Annotated in this window: 15 protein-coding genes and 1 pseudogene; all 16 read right to left on the reverse strand. The window is 60.4% G+C overall.

The genetic code is table 11. The features are described from left to right. Positions 1-39: 39 nt before the first annotated feature. The 16 genes and pseudogenes from FHX16_RS27595 to FHX16_RS27670 all read right to left on the reverse strand — a co-directional run bounded on the left by FHX16_RS27595 (position 40) and on the right by FHX16_RS27670 (position 14,829). Positions 40-1,110: an ABC transporter ATP-binding protein gene (locus FHX16_RS27595; RefSeq protein WP_259131511.1), complete on the reverse strand. Its 1,071-nt coding sequence runs from the start codon at positions 1,108-1,110 to the stop codon at positions 40-42. Then, complete coding sequence (locus FHX16_RS27600; RefSeq protein WP_183757371.1) at positions 1,107-1,934, reverse strand: carbohydrate ABC transporter permease; 828 nt, start codon at positions 1,932-1,934, stop codon at positions 1,107-1,109. The genes FHX16_RS27595 and FHX16_RS27600 overlap by 4 nt, the downstream gene beginning before the upstream one ends. Continuing rightward, positions 1,931-2,833, reverse strand: a complete 903-nt coding sequence (locus FHX16_RS27605; protein WP_183757372.1) for a carbohydrate ABC transporter permease — start codon at positions 2,831-2,833, stop codon at positions 1,931-1,933. Before FHX16_RS27605 ends, FHX16_RS27600 begins: the two co-directional genes overlap by 4 nt. Before the next feature lie 110 nt (positions 2,834-2,943). Continuing rightward, complete coding sequence (locus FHX16_RS27610) at positions 2,944-4,176, reverse strand: sugar ABC transporter substrate-binding protein (protein ID WP_183864465.1); 1,233 nt, start codon at positions 4,174-4,176, stop codon at positions 2,944-2,946. A gap of 65 nt (positions 4,177-4,241) precedes the next feature. Beyond that, positions 4,242-5,144: a sugar phosphate isomerase/epimerase gene (locus FHX16_RS27615; RefSeq protein WP_183757374.1), complete on the reverse strand. Its 903-nt coding sequence runs from the start codon at positions 5,142-5,144 to the stop codon at positions 4,242-4,244. Between the two features lie 11 nt (positions 5,145-5,155). Then, positions 5,156-6,235, reverse strand: a complete 1,080-nt coding sequence (locus FHX16_RS27620; protein WP_210281014.1) for a Gfo/Idh/MocA family protein — start codon at positions 6,233-6,235, stop codon at positions 5,156-5,158. Between the two features lie 215 nt (positions 6,236-6,450). Then, positions 6,451-7,488, reverse strand: a complete 1,038-nt coding sequence (locus FHX16_RS27625; RefSeq protein ID WP_183757405.1) for a LacI family DNA-binding transcriptional regulator — start codon at positions 7,486-7,488, stop codon at positions 6,451-6,453. 93 nt (positions 7,489-7,581) lie between these two features. Beyond that, the gene (locus tag FHX16_RS27630) at positions 7,582-7,953 is read right to left on the reverse strand and encodes a VanZ family protein (RefSeq protein ID WP_183757376.1); all 372 of its coding nucleotides are present in this window, start codon (positions 7,951-7,953) and stop codon (positions 7,582-7,584) included. An 82-nt stretch (positions 7,954-8,035) separates the two neighbouring features. After that, entirely contained in the window at positions 8,036-8,596 is a 561-nt protein-coding gene (gene rfbC / locus FHX16_RS27635) for a dTDP-4-dehydrorhamnose 3,5-epimerase (protein ID WP_183757377.1), read from the reverse strand. Next, complete coding sequence (gene rfbA, locus FHX16_RS27640; RefSeq protein WP_259131516.1) at positions 8,593-9,477, reverse strand: glucose-1-phosphate thymidylyltransferase RfbA; 885 nt, start codon at positions 9,475-9,477, stop codon at positions 8,593-8,595. The genes rfbC and rfbA overlap by 4 nt, the downstream gene beginning before the upstream one ends. Next, on the reverse strand, positions 9,474-10,370 hold the full coding sequence (rfbD, locus tag FHX16_RS27645; protein WP_183757379.1) for a dTDP-4-dehydrorhamnose reductase: 897 nt from the start codon (positions 10,368-10,370) through the stop codon (positions 9,474-9,476). Before rfbD ends, rfbA begins: the two co-directional genes overlap by 4 nt. Further along, positions 10,367-11,416, reverse strand: coding sequence for a dTDP-glucose 4,6-dehydratase (rfbB, locus tag FHX16_RS27650; protein WP_259131518.1), 1,050 nt, complete (start codon positions 11,414-11,416; stop codon positions 10,367-10,369). Before rfbB ends, rfbD begins: the two co-directional genes overlap by 4 nt. 47 nt (positions 11,417-11,463) lie before the next feature. Beyond that, positions 11,464-12,900, reverse strand: a complete 1,437-nt coding sequence (locus FHX16_RS27655; RefSeq protein WP_259131519.1) for an undecaprenyl-phosphate glucose phosphotransferase — start codon at positions 12,898-12,900, stop codon at positions 11,464-11,466. A 456-nt stretch (positions 12,901-13,356) separates the two neighbouring features. Beyond that, positions 13,357-13,563, reverse strand: a complete 207-nt coding sequence (locus tag FHX16_RS27660; RefSeq protein ID WP_259131520.1) for a hypothetical protein — start codon at positions 13,561-13,563, stop codon at positions 13,357-13,359. Between the two features lie 70 nt (positions 13,564-13,633). After that, positions 13,634-13,951, reverse strand: a pseudogene (locus FHX16_RS27665) (arylsulfatase); the annotation flags it as partial. 506 nt (positions 13,952-14,457) lie between these two features. Further along, a complete protein-coding gene (locus FHX16_RS27670; protein WP_183757382.1) occupies positions 14,458-14,829 on the reverse strand; it encodes a hypothetical protein in 372 nt (123 codons plus the stop codon). Positions 14,830-15,006 lie beyond the last annotated feature (177 nt).

Below are 15,006 nucleotides of genomic sequence, written 5' to 3' on the forward strand. Positions count from 1 at the left end.
TTGATGAGCGGCCGGATCATCGTCCGGCCGCTTGACAAATCAGAGGCGTGCCCCGCTCGTCTCGTCGAAGAGATGCAGGTTCGCGGGATCGACGGTCGCGCCGATCGCCTCTCCCGCCCGGGCGGTGCCACGTCCCGTCTCCACGATCGTCAGTTCAGGGGTCGTCGATGCCGTGATAAAGGTGGAAGAACCTGTCGACTCGACCACCGCCACCGGGACGTCAAAGGTCCCCTGCCCTGGGGCGGTAACGCCGATATGCTCAGGGCGGATGCCGGCCGTGACCTTGCGCCCAGGCTGCACCTGGTGATCGATCGCGATCCGGTGCTTGACGTTGCCGAGATCGATCGTCAGGCTGTTGCCATCGTCGCTGGCCACGGCCGGAATGAAGTTCATGGCGGGCGATCCGATGAAGCCTGCGACGAACTTGTTGGCGGGCTTGTCGTAGAGATCGAGTGGCTTGCCCTGCTGCTCGATCACGCCTTCGCGCATCACGACGACGTGGTCGGCCATGGTCATGGCTTCGATCTGGTCATGGGTCACGTAGACCGAGGTCGCGTGCAGCCGGTCATGCAGCGCGCGGATTTCCTTGCGCATGTGGACGCGAAGGGTGGCATCGAGGTTTGACAGCGGCTCGTCGAACAGGAAGGCCTTCGGGTGGCGGATGATCGCGCGGCTCATCGCGACACGCTGGCGCTGGCCGCCTGACAATTCGCGCGGATAGCGCTTCAGGAGATGCGACAGGCCGGTGGTCGCAGCAACCTCGGCTGCCGCCTTCCTGGCTTCAGCCTTCGCGACGCCGCGGATGCGCAGGCTGTAGGTGAGGTTCTCTTCCACGGTCATGTGCGGGTAGAGCGCGTAGGACTGGAACACCATGGCGACGTCGCGCTTGCGTGGCGGCACGTTGTTCATGCGTTCGCCGGCGATTTTGAGCTCGCCTTCCGAGATGCTTTCCAGCCCTGCGAGAGAGCGCAGAAGTGTGGACTTTCCACAGCCCGACGGGCCGACAAGCGCGACGAAGGTGCCCTTGGCAATCGACAGGTTGATGTTCTTCAGGGCATGGAATGCGCCATAGTGCTTGTTGACGCCGCTGAGCTCGATCTGATTGGTCATTTGAGGGCTCCAGAGGTGAGGCCGGATACGATGCGGCGCTGCAAGAGGACGAAAATGGCGAGGATCGGTGTCACATACATCGTGGCGTAGGCCATGATGTTGTTCCACTCGTTGGTGTTTGGTCCCATGAAGGAGTTGAGGCCAACGCTTGCCGGCTGAAGCTCGGCTGCCTGGATCATCGACTTCGAATAGACGAACTCGCCGAAGGCCTGCATGAAGATCAGGATGGCGCTGACCAGAATGCCATTGCGGGCCAGCGGCAGCACGATGCTGAAGAAAGCGCCGATGCGGCTGTTTCCGTCGACAAGGGCGGCCTCCTCGAGCTCCATCGGCACGGCCATGAACGTGGCCCTGACCAGGACGACGAAGAAGGGCATGCTCTTTGCGGCAATCGCGATGATAACGGCAAGGCGTGGATAATCCAGCATGCCGAGCTGCGAGAAGCCGACGAAGATCGGCGTTACCATCAGCGACGCGGGCAGAACCTGCAGCATCAGGATCAGGAAGAGCCCGATGTCTACCCAGACATTGCGGTAGCGTGCCAGCACGTAGGCGCAGCCGACACCGAGCACGGTGATCAGCGTGACAGCGCCGACGGCGATGACCAGCGAGTTCCAGAGGTAGCGGCCCATGCCGCGGCTTTCCCAGACATAGCCGAAGGTGCCCCATTGCGGATCGCCTGGCCAGAAGCTCGGCGGCGTGGCGAACATCTCGGACCCGCCCTTGAGTGCGGTGATGTACATCCAGTAGAGCGGGAACAGATAGATCGCGGCCATGACGATGGCGATCACGAGCATCAGGCGGTTGCGTGTCGTCTCGCTCATCCGCGCACCTCATGACGTGTCGAGCGGACGTAGACGACCGAAGCGAACATGACGAAGACAATCATGATGACGGAAATGGTCGCACCCTTGGCGAAATCATACTGGCGGAAGGACAAATCCCAGGCCCAGTACTGCGTGACGTTGGAGGAGTTGTTCGGGCCACCCGAGGTAATCGCGGCAAAGAGGTCGAACTGCTGCAATGTGAAGATCAGGCCAAGCGCGATGATGGCGCCGATCGTCGAGCGCATCATTGGCAGCGTGATCGTCCAGAAGCGCTGCCAGGCATTGGCGCCATCGAGCTCGGCTGCCTCGTAGAGATCGCCGGGAATACCCGAAAGGCCGACCGACAGCAGGATCATGTTGAAGGCAGTTCCGAGCCAGACATTGGCGATGATGACGGCATAGAGCGAGAAGTGCGGATCGGAGCGCCAGAAGATGTTGCTGCCGATGATGCCGCTCTCCTTCAGGATGAAGTTGAGGACACCGAAGTCGCCCGAGAGGATCCAGTTCCAGATCGCGCCGACAACGAGGCCAGGCATGACCCAGGAGACAAGAAACAGGCCTCTGAGCCAGGAGGCGCCGGGGAACCTGACCCAGAAGAACAGGGCAAGGCCAAAGCCGATGAGGAACTGCCCGGCGATCGAGCCGACCACGAATATCACCGTGTTGCCGAGGATCGGCCAGGTTTCCGGCTGGGCAAAGAGGTCCGTGTAGTTCTTGAAGCCGACGAATGGGCGCGAGAAGGTTCCGAGGCTGAACATGTCGACCTCCTGGAAGCTCATCACCACGTTGTAGATGAGTGGCAGTCCCGCCATCAGGAACAGGAACGCCAGCGGAAAGGCGACGAGCATGATGTCGAAGCCACGGCCGTCCCTGACGCTTGAAAGAATCCGTTTCATCGATCCTCCAATACTCCGAACGGGGCTGCCTTGCGCTTTCGCTTTAAGACAGCCCCTGCCGGGAGGAAATGGTGGGATGGCCCGAAGGCCATCCGGTTGTCCGGAAAGGGTTAGCCGAGCACAGCCTTGATCTTGTCGGCGGCCTGGTCGAGTGCGTCCTTCGGCGACATCTGACCGGTCAGGGCAGCCTGGATGGCGTCCTGAATTGCCTTGGAGATCTTCGGCCATTGCGGGTGCGGACCGCGCGGCTTGGCGTATTTCAGCTGTTCGATGAAGACCTTCAGCGCGTGATCCTTGAGCTTTTCGCCGGTCTCGGGGATGGTGATGTCGGAACGGGCCGGGAGCTGGCCGTAGTTCTTGAACATCTTGTCATCCTGGGAGGCGAAGAACTCGAGTGCCTTGAAGGCCTCGGCTGGATGCTTCGTGCTGGCAAAGATCGCCCAGTTGAAGTCGCCCATCGCCGAGGAGCGCTCCGCGCCCTCCTTCGGAACCGGAAGCAGGGCAACGCCCCAGTCGAACTTTGCTTCCTTCGTCATGCGATCAAGCTCCCAGGGGCCGGAGATCGCCATGGCGGCATTTCCCGAATTGAAGGTGCCGGTCGAGTCCCACTGGCCGCGCGTCAACGTGTCAGGAGAGGCGAGCTTCTCGTCCATGATCGTTTTCCAGGTCTCCAGCGCCTTGACCGCGCCCTCGGCATTGATGTTCTCGTAGCTGCCGCCGCCCATCTGCGCCCAGGGAAGGAACTGGAAGGTGCCCTCCTCGTTCGCCTTGGCGGAGAAGGCGAGACCATAGACGTTCTTGGCGGGATCGGTGAGCTTGCGCGCATCCTCGACAAGCTCGTCCCAGGTCTGCGGCGGCTTGTTGGGGTCGAGGCCCTTCGCCTTGAACATGTCCTTGTTGTAGTAGAGCGCGATCGTGTTCGTTGCCTTCGGCACGCCAAAATACTTGCCGTCCCATTCAACGGACTTCAGCGGACCCGGAAAATAATTGTCCGGCTTGATGACCGAGGACGACTTGACCATGTCGGTGATGTCGAGGAAGGCGCCACGCGAGGCAAACATCGCATGTTCCGGATTGTCGACGGCAATGATGTCGGGAGCCTGGCCCGTGGCATAGGCGCGCATCGCTTCGGTGACGACGTCATCGAACTGGATGAGGCGATACTCGATCTTGATGCCGTTGTTCTGGGCGTTGAATTCCTTGACGAGATTGGGAGCGGGCTGGATGTCCTTGTCCAGCGACCACAGCGTCAGCGTGACGTCTTCGGCCTTCGCGGAGAGGCCGAAGAGAGAGACGCCTGCCAGCGCCACGGCGCCAATCATTGCAAACTTGTGGATACCCATAGTTCTCCTCCTTTGTGGTTATCCCTTGAAAAGCCGGCGAATCCTCCTCGCCGGCCACGACTTGATCAAACCGGATCGACGACGAAAGCGCCGCCCCGGGCATGCTTGAGGTGGTTGAGCGCGTGAACCTGGCCGGTCATTTCGAGTTGATCGCGATAGACCGGGTCATGCCAGCCTTCGATATCGATCGAACCGGACCAGCCTGCAAGGCGCAGTTCGGAAATGATGTCCGTCCAGTTGCTGTCGCCAAAGCCCGGCGTGCGCATGAAGACGAACTTCTCCTTGCCGAAGATGCCATGCTCCTTGATGACGTCCCAGCGGATCGTCGCATCCTTGCCATGCACGTGGAAGATCTTCTTGGCCCATTTGCGGATCTGCGGCAGCGGCTCGATCAGGTAGACCATCTGGTGGCAGGGTTCCCATTCGATGCCGATATGGTCGTCCGGGGTTTCGTTGAAGATCAGTTCCCAGGCGTCGGGATTGTGCGCGATGTTCCAGTCGCCGGTCGCCCAGTTGCCGTCCATGGCGCAGTTTTCGAAGGCGATCTTGATGCCCTTGTCGGCGGCCCGCTTGGCAAGATCGCTCCAGATTTCCTTGTAGCGCGGCAGGCTGTCGGTCAGCGGCTTGTTGCGGACACGGCCGGTAAAGCCGGCAACGCAGGTCGCCCCGAAATGGTGGGCATTGTCGATGCAGTCTTTCCATCCCTGCAGCGTCTCGAGATCGATCTCGGTGGTTTCAAGCGGATTGCCGAACATGCCGAGCGTCGAGATGGTGATGTCGCGGTCGCCGATGGCGTCGACGCAGCGCTTTCCGAGCTCGGCAAGGTCCTGCCGGTTCGTCGTCTGCCAGAAGAAGGGCTCGAAGCTTTCGAAGCCCAAATTGGCGATCTGGCCGATGCGCTTGTCGGCGCCGCCGTTGGAGGCGCTGACCATGGTGCCGATACGAATGGACTTGGCGGGGTTGCTCACAATATCTTTCCTTATGCTGAAATTTCGATGCGCTTGCCGGTTCTGGCGCTCTCGATTGCGGCAAAGACCATGGCCAGGCTCCTGATGTTGTCGGAGCTCGCGGTTTCCGGCCGCTTGCCTGATCTGATCGCCTCGACGAAGTCGCAGATGACGCTGGCATGACCGTGCGTCTCTTCCTCGTGCTCGGGGTCGGGAACGTTTACGGGCGCAGACCCGTGTAGCAGGCCGGGCTCCGTGCCGGCGACGGTGGCGCGGAACTTATCGGCGCCATCCCAGGTGAGCATGCCGCGCGAGCCAACGAGGCGCCATTCGCTTTCCCAGCTCGTGCGCTCGCCTTCGGCGCACCAAGAGCCGCGATAGGTAAAGATGACATCATCGGAAAATTCGAAGGTCGCATTGGCGCTTGCACCATGCCTGTACCATGACCCCTTCGGATTCTTCTCGACGCAATAGACAGCGAGCGGCTTCTTGTCGGCGACAAAGCGGGCCGCGTCGAAGGTATGGATCGCCATGTCGAGCAGAAGGACGTTGTCCATCTCCTCGCGGAACCCCCCGAAATGCGGGCCGAGAAAGAAGTCGCAATGAATGGCGGTCAGGTCGCCGATCGCTCCGCTCTTGACGAAGCGGTGCATGCGGCGCACGCCCGATATGAAGCGGCGGTTCTGGATGATGGCGTGGATCCTGCCGGTTTCGGCGGCAAGATCGATCAGTGCCGCCCCTTCTGCAAGCGAGGTCGCCATGGGCTTCTCGCTTAGCACGTGGCATCCGGCCTTCAGCGCGGTCGAGACAACGGTGAAGCGAGCCGCAGGCACGACGACATCGAACACGATGTCTGCGCTCGACTGTGCAATGACTTCGGACAAGTCCGTGCCGATGACGGCGCCCTCAAGACCGAATTCGGATGCCAGCGCTTCGGCTGCTGCCGGGTTGACGTCGACGAGGCCGCTGACCTCGATGGCGGCCGCCAGCGTCGGCGTTTCCTTGATGGCGCGCAGCCAGCCTTTGGACATGGCTCCGCACCCGCATAGAACGGCTTTCAAAATCACGATTTCCTCCGATGGGTGGTTTCCGGCTTTCCTCCCGAAACGCATCCCGTAAACGTTTACGATACTAAGCGGAAACGTTTCCTGGTGTCAATACCGGGTCATGCCCTCGCAAATGCGGCCGAAAACGTGTGGAATGGCGGGGCTTTAGGCAGTCTGCGCCGCAGGCAGCAGGAAAAAAGTTCGGCCTGATGACGAGCCTTTCTGCCTCGCGTCATCCGACGAATCCGTCGCCAGCGAAGCGTCCCCGCACGCGGCGCGACTTAAGCCTTCAGCGAAAAAGCATCGCTCTCGCCTGGCGCGAGCTCGAGCGGCCAGATCGTGTTGCGGGCACCCTTCGGATAATGTTCGGCATAGGCAGGCATGGTGGCAAGCAGGGTTTCGGCGAGTTCGACGCCGAGGTCACGCAGCGACATGCGAAAGCAGGTGAGCGACGGCTGCAGGAATTTTCCGCGCGGTTCCTCGCGAAAGCCGATCACGGCAAGATCGCGTCCGGGTACGATGCCTGCCTCGTTGAGGCGGCGATAGAGACCGATCGCCATGAGCTCATAGATCAGGATGATGGCGGTCGGCTTGCTGTCGAGCCGCAGAATTTCGTGGCCCGCCTGATAGCCCCCCTGCTCGCTCGATTTGACCCGGATGACCAGCGAGGGATCAAAGGCAATGCCGTGTCGTTCAAGCGACTTGCGATAGGCATCGACAAAAATATAACCGAGATTGATGTCGTTCGACGGCGCGGCTATGGCGATGCGGCGATGACCCTTGGACACCAGCCGGTCGACGGCGCAGGCAGCAACGCCTTCAAAATCGAGGTCGATCCATGTGTGGTTGCCGCCGGACGCGCTGCGTCCGAGCGCCACGAAGGGGATCTTCGTCTTGATCAGGAGATCGATGCGTTTGTCGACGCGCTGGGTGGCGGAGATGATCATCGCATCGACGATCCGCCGCGCAACCATCCGTTTCAGATATTCGTGCGGGTCCTCGTCATTCGGGCAAGGCAGCATCAGCAGGTCGAGCTTGTGGCGGGAGAGCACGCTTTGCAGCCCGCCGGTAACGCCGAGGAAGAAGTTGTCGCTGTTTTCGACCGTCTCTTTGCTGGATTCGATCATCAGGCCAATGACATTGGTCGTCCCCTGGCGAAGGCTTCTGCCGGACTGGTTGGCGACATAGCCGATTTCCTCGGCGGCCGCCAGCACGCGCTTGCGCGTCTCCTCGTTGACGTCAGGCCGACCATTCAGCGCACGCGAAACTGTTCCGATCGAAATATCGAGATGCTTAGCGAGCTGGCGAATTCCCTTCATCTGCGGCAATCTCTCTCCCCGATCAACCCGTTCCTATCTGCCACACTAAAACGTTTCCGAAAAGCCGGCATCGACGAATGCATGGTCCGCCGCTCAGCTTGCGACGAGGCTTGATGTGGCGAGCGCGGCGATGGCAACGCCGGCACCGGCTGCCGCTCCGATCGATTTTGCCATCGCATCGCCAAATCGCGCATGGCGCGACGGCGACAACAGCTGCAGCAGTTCCGAAAGGGCGGAACCGACCACGCAGGCAAGGACCACGCATGCCGTGGAGCGTGGATAGCCGAGCACGAAGAAAAATGCCATGGAGGCAAAGGCAAGCGCCCTGTCGAGGTTGACGCGGGTGATCGTCCGCGGCCGCATCCTGATCGGGGAGACCGTCACGAACAGGATGAAGGCAAACAGCGCCCAGGCGATCACCCGGGCGTAAAATGTCAGGTCGGATCCGCCGCCAAGTTCACTCAACGCGCTTTTCGTCCTTTGCCATCAGGTTCCTGGGGTCCACAGCAACGCCGATCCGGCGGTCCGGGGAAGAGCTCATCAGAGATCAGCCGACCAGGGCGTCGTCGAACACCTCGGCGTCCTTGAAGGCGGCCGCGGCCGCATCCTTGCCCGACAGGAGTGGCGCCGTATCGATCGGCCAGCGGATGGCGAGCGAGGGGTCGTTCCAGACAATGGCCCGCTCGCTTTCCGGCGCGTAGAAATCCGTGGTCTTGTAGAGGAATTGGGCCGTCTCGGAGAGAACCAGAAAGCCATGGGCAAAGCCGGTCGGGATAAAGACCTGGCGCTTGTTCCCGGCAGAGAGAATTTCCCCTACCCACCTGCCGAAGGTTGGCGAGGTCCTGCGCAGGTCGACGGCGACATCGAACACCTCGCCTTCGACGACCCGCACCAGCTTTCCCTGCGGCTGCCTGACCTGGTAGTGCAGTCCCCTGAGGACGCCCTTTGCGGATTTCGAATGATTGTCCTGCACGAAGCTGACATCGGAGCCCACAAGCGCATTGAATTTCGCCTGGTTGAAGCTCTCGAAGAAGAAGCCGCGGTCGTCACCGAAGACCGTCGGTTCGATCAGCAGCACCTCGGGGATTGCAAGTCGTGTCGCCTTCATCGCGTCGCAGCCTCCGAAACGAGCCTGAGGAGATATTTCCCGTATCCGCTCTTTGCGAGAGGTGTCGCCAGGTGCTCGAGCGCTGCGACATCGATCCAGCCGTTTCGAAAGGCGATCTCCTCCGGACAGGACACCTTCAGGCCCTGCCGATGCTCGAGCGTGGAAATGAACTGGCTGGCGTCAAGCAGCGAGTCGTGTGTTCCGGTGTCGAGCCATGCATAGCCGCGGCCCATGATCTCGACGGTCAGATTGCTGTCCTCGAGATAGCGGAGATTGAGGTCGGTGATCTCAAGTTCGCCGCGCGGCGAAGGCTTGAGTGCCTTGGCGAACTCGACCGCCCGGGCATCATAGAAATAAAGGCCGGTCACGGCATAGTTCGATTTCGGCTGCGCCGGCTTTTCCTCGATCGAGAGCGCCCTGTTCGTGCCGTCGAAATCGACGACGCCATAGCGTTCCGGATCGAGAACATGGTAGGCGAAGACGGTCGATCCGGTTTCGCGCGACATGCCGCTTTGCAGCAAAAGGGGCAGGTCGTGCCCGTAAAAGATGTTGTCACCAAGCACCAGTGCCGACGGTGAGCCGGCGAGGAATTCCTCCCCGATGATGAAGGCCTGGGCAAGACCGTCAGGGGACGGCTGGACGGCATAGGAGAAGTTCACACCCCATTGGCTGCCACTTCCGAGCAGCTGCTCGAAGCGGGGAATGTCCTGAGGCGTCGAGATCACCAGGATATCGCGAATGCCGGCGAGCATCAGCGTGCTCAGCGGGTAGTAGATCATCGGTTTGTCGAACACCGGCAGCAGCTGCTTGCTGATGGCGAGCGTCGCCGGATGAAGTCTCGTGCCGGAGCCGCCGGCGAGGATGATGCCCTTTCGGTTCACGACTGAAGCTCCCGTCTTCTCAGTTGATGAAGCATCCTGTCCACGTGGATCGTCCAGTCCGGAAGCTCCAGTCCCAGGCAGTTGGCCAGGCCATCGCTGTCGAGCTCTGAATTGGATGGTCGGGCTGCCGGCAGCGGATAGTCCGCGGTTGAAATAGGCTCGATGTCAGCTGCCCCCGCCTGCAGGTCAAAACCCAGCTCACTGGCGCGCCCGACGACGTAGCGGGCAAGCTCGTGCCAGCTCGTCCTGCCGCGCGCCGTCAGGTGGTAAACGCCACCTGGAAGCTCGCGGCGGCGATGGGCGGCGAGCGCGAGCGCCGTGACGTCGGCGATCAGTTCCGCCGAGGTCGGGGCGCCGAATTGATCCGCCACCACCCGCAGGCTTTTCCGTTCTCTGGCGAGGCGAAGGATGGTCTTTATGAAATTGGCGCCGTGTGCGGAAAAGACCCAGCTCGTCCTGAGCACGATCGCATCGCATCCGCTGGACAGGATCGCTTCCTCGCCCGCAAGCTTCGATCGGCCATAGGCATTCAACGGATTTGTCACATCGCCTTCACGGTAGGCCGATGGCTTGCTGCCATCGAAGACGTAGTCCGTGGAGTAGTGGACAAGCGTTGCCTTGCGTTCGAGAGCGATCTCCGCAAGGACCGCGACAGCCTCGGCATTGACACGAAAGGCCCTCTCGGATTCGGCCTCCGCCAGGTCGACCTTCGTCCACGCCGCCGCATTGACGATGATATCGGGTGCGTGCGCGCTGACCGTTTCGGCGAGCCGGTCTGTTGCTTCGATGTCGAGCCCGTCACGACCAAGCGCGGTCACCGCGCCGAACGGCAGCAGCGTGCGCTGGAGTTCCTGGCCGACCTGGCCGTTCTTTCCGAGGAGAAGGATGTTCATGCGTACTGCTTGGCGATCCAGTTTCGATAGCTTCCCGAGGTGACGCCCGTCACCCACTCGGCATTGTCGAGATACCAGCGCACCGTCTTCCTGATGCCGCTCTCCAGCGTCTCCACGGGGCGCCAGCCGAGATCCGTTTCCATCCTGCCGGCATTGATGGCATAGCGCCTGTCATGGCCGGGACGATCGGTGACAAAGGTGATCTGGGTGTTGTACGAGGTTCCGTCGGCCTTTGGCGCCATTTCGTCGAGGACTTCGCAAAGGAGGTTGACGAGGTCGAGATTGGTGTGCTCGTTCCAGCCGCCGATATTGTAGGTCTCTCCGGGACGGCCCGCTTCGAGGACACGGCGCACGGCGCTGCAGTGATCGTTCACATAGAGCCAGTCGCGGATCTGCTGGCCATCGCCGTAGAGCGGCAACGGGCGGCCCTGCAAGGCATTGTGAATGACAAGCGGGATGAGCTTCTCTGGGAAATGATAGGGACCGTAGTTGTTGGAGCAGTTCGTCGTCAGAACCGGCAAGCCGTAGGTATGGTGGTAGGCGCGCACCAGATGGTCGCCTGCCGCCTTGCTGGCAGAGTACGGGCTGTTCGGCTGGTACTGCGTCTGTTCGTCGAATGCCGGATCGTCCGGGCCGAGCGTGCCGAATACTTCATCGGTCGATATCTGCAGGAAGCGGAAGCCCTGGCGATCGGGCAGCTTTGCAAAGTAGGCGCGGGCCGCTTCGAGCAGCCGGAATGTCCCGACGATGTTCGTCTGGACGAAATCTTCCGGACCATGGATGGATCGGTCGACATGGCTCTCGGCCGCGAAGTTGATGATGGCGCGTGGCTTGTGGCGCTCGAGAAGGCTCGCAACCAGTGCCGTATCCGCGATGCTGCCATGCACGAAAATGTGCCTTTCGTCATCGGCGAGCGCGTCGAGGTTGCGGATATTGCCAGCGTAGGTGAGCGCATCGAGATTGACGACAGGCTCTTTGCTGTTTGCCAACCAGTCCAGAATGAAGTTCGAGCCGATAAAACCGGCTCCGCCAGTCACCAATATCATTGTCGAGACACCCCTGTTGCAACGCAACACTAAACAGCGATTGCCCTCTAGTAAACATTGCTCCGATCTAACATCGTGCGCATGGTCAGCAATACTATTTTCACATCAAGCCAGAATGACCAGTTGTTGATATACCAGAGATCGTGTTGAACCCGGTCGGCCATCCGGTCCAATGTCGGCGTTTCGCCGCGGCATCCGCTGATCTGGGCCCAGCCGGTAAGGCCCGGCTTGACGTTCCGCCGCGTTGCATATTGGGCAATCAGCGTGCCGTAGAGATCGTCATGTGCCATTGCATGCGGGCGCGGTCCGACGACGGACATGTCGCCACGAAGGACGTTCCAGAATTGCGGCAGTTCATCGAGGCTCGTCGACCGTATGAAGCCGCCCACCCGGGTGACCCGGGGATCGTTGCGCGTCGCCTGGCGGACGTTGCCACCATCTTCCAAGACCGTCATGCTGCGGAACTTGAGGATGCGGAAAGCGCGGCCGTTGTAGCCCTTGCGTGACTGGGCAAAGAAAATCGGGCCCGGGCTGTCGAGCTTGACCGCGATTGCGACCATCAGGCAGATCGGAAACATCACGAAGAGGGCGGCGATCGAAAACAGGATGTCGAAGGCGCGTTTCAGGGCGCGCTGGTAAAAATCGAGTGGCGGCCGATGAATCTGGAAGGCGCGCCGCTCGCCGACCGTCTGCGCGAAGCCCTCGACAACCTCGCCAACCACGCCACCGAACATGACGCTGACCGGCACGCAGAACTGGCGAAGGTCGGAAAGGCACTTTTCCAGGGCACGAAGATTGCCATAGTCGCTCCAGGCGACCAGGACCTCATCGACGTCGTCGATGCCGTGTTCCTGGTAGACTTCCCCCATCCATCCAAGCGAAAGGTCATTCTCGGCAATCTTCATGATGTGATTGACGGAAAGCCCGCTCTGAGTTGCCCTCTGGATGACCGGTTCGACCTGCATCGAGCCTGGGCAGATCAGAAGTACCGTGCGGGAGGGAAACTGCGCACGAGAAAAGGCATCGCCGACCTGGCGCCAGCACAATCGCAGTGCCACGAGACCGGCGACAGAAAGACCAGCCGTCGTGATCAGGGAGCCCCTGGACATGGTCGTCCCGACCTTCAGGAACAGCGCAACGGCGATGAACAAGAGGATCGCTGCCGGCAGGAGGGTCAGGATCATCAGCAGCTGACGGCGGAACGACAGGATTTCGCGGGGACGATAGCCATGGACGCCAAACATCGCCAGAACGAAAACCGTCGCGACGAAAAGCCCAACCCCGACATAGGGCGACATATCCGCAGCGGTGCCCGTGCCGATCTGCTGATAAAGCAGATGGCCGGCAGCACTTGCCCCGATCAGGGCGACAAAGTCGCACGAAGCGGCGATGCAGGAAATCGCAATGGCGTTGAAACCGAGCCATTTCCGGTCGCTTCTGACGGAATGATTCGGGCTCCAGTTGTATTCGACCGGAATAGTCATAGTGCACGTCCTCAACCCTGCCGTATAGTTAGCATGGGATTAACGCGCGCAACAATTCACCCCCGATACGCCTTATTGGGTAAATCTAAAATCTATTGAAATAGCGGGGCTAATTACAGCAATAATACTTGAGATATTATAAATGCAATGACGCAACCAAGCGTATTTACTTGATCGCGTTGCTTTGGACTCTGTATGCATTTCGGCATCATCTCAGCCGACGTGCCAGCCTTTACAGAGCGGGATTGGCTCGGCGCACAAAAGCTGCGCCCGGTCCTGATCCCCGGCCACACTTGAAGAACTGCCCTTCGTGGGGTGACGTGAATGTCGGCTCCTGGTGCCTGAAAGGTCCAGTCGTCCTGGCTGTTCTCCACGGTATCAACCTCCAGGTGTTGAACGTCCCGGGAACGGCCTTGTTGCCGGGCCCCAGGACTGTGCAGAGGCCGCAGCACGGTCTCAGTTCAACTGGACCGTCAGCTTGTCGATCGTTCCGGTGAAGGCGAACGGCACCTGGTAGTCCTTGTCGTCGACACCTGTGCGAGTATCAACACCGACATCGAAGGTCTCGTCCCATGGCATAAGAGCTGGGACAGTGTGCGGAATTTTCTGGTTGGCGACCTCCTTGCCATCCACTTTGAGGATGCCCGTACCGCCGCTGCCCATATTGTGGGTGTCCGATGTGAAATCGAACTCGATGGTATGCTTACTGGGTGGCAGCGTGTCGGGGGCCTTCCCGATCGAGCGCCGGAGTCGGGACAACACCGCCGAACGTACCGGCGACCCCGTAACCGACATCGTCGGTCATGATCAAAAGGATATTGGGGGCGCCCTTGGGAGGGACGACCTGCGGCGGCCAATAGGGTTTTGAGTCCTTGGCGCTCAGCCCGATTTCACCACCAAACGGCGTCGGCGGATTGGGAAGGTATCGCTCGTCAAGGGTCGTCGTCGCGTCCGGTGCACCCGGTGTCCCTGTGATTTCCTGGGCGCTTGCGGCCCAGGCTGAACATGTCAGGGCCGCTGCAGCGACCTGCGTCAAGAAAGCCAATTTCATTCGCATGGTACCCTCCTTGTCACTACCATCAGATTGAAACGGTCACATCAGCATTGAGGGAAACGCGAGTCGAACGAGGGCATCATACGCATGGGTTGGAGCTGAAGCCCAACCAACTCCACAAACGGATTGGAAACAACGATATGTACCGGAGAGATATCCTCTACACCGGTATCACTCTGCCCTCTCCGTTCATATTAGCACACGCTTGGCTGCGCGGCCAATGAAGTACAGGACGGAAGCCTCGAATGTAACGCCGGCGCAGGCGCGCCCGGGCGCGCAGCAAGCGGACATTCGAACGGGCCCGTTGTCGCAGCCTACCGCCCGTTTTTTTTGGCGAAGTTGGGTGTCGGCTTCCTGGAAGAGAAGAGGCAATCGAAGCATGAGCAATACCCCAAATAAACGGAGGGCGTATCGCTGAACATGTGGGAACGATACCACATTTACGTTCGTGGCTGGACCTGGTCCGGTTGGTCGAGGGCAGCCCTGCCCCCGTCGTATTGTGTTTATCTCGGAACGTCGAGCTTGTTGATTGCAAAGGTATAGTTGCTCCCGGTGCCGCCGCGGGTCACGACGAGCTTGCGCGTCTTGGTAATGATCCGCGCAAAGTTCCCGTCTGTCGTGATCGAGCGAGCCGTCGAGATCGTGGCGTAATTGTCGCCGGGGAACCGTTCAGGGCAGGCCTTGCCCCCTATGGCATAGATACGGGCGCCACCGCTTTCGTATCGCTGCTGGATCGGTCGGCCGCTCGGGTCGGCAAGGACCTTGCAGCCTGGCGCGTTCGGCACCGGAACGATCCGGTACCAGGGGCTGTCGGCAAGGACAACCGGTGCGGACAGTGACAGGACGGCGGAGGCGACAAGGACGAGTTTCAACATGGTTTTTCTCCTTCGATGTCGATCTCGAAAGGCGATATCGCGCCTGAAATCGACGGGCGTCACGTTTCACGAGGCAAGGGGTGATGGAAGTCTGTCTCCTATCCATGATTTGACAAAGTCTTGCGTTAATTCCACATGGTTGGCCGTTGGCTGAATGTCGAAACATCTGCCATTGGA

Source organism: Rhizobium sp. BK661, from assembly GCF_024808825.1.
In the GTDB taxonomy this organism is placed as follows: Bacteria; Pseudomonadota; Alphaproteobacteria; order Rhizobiales; family Rhizobiaceae; genus Rhizobium.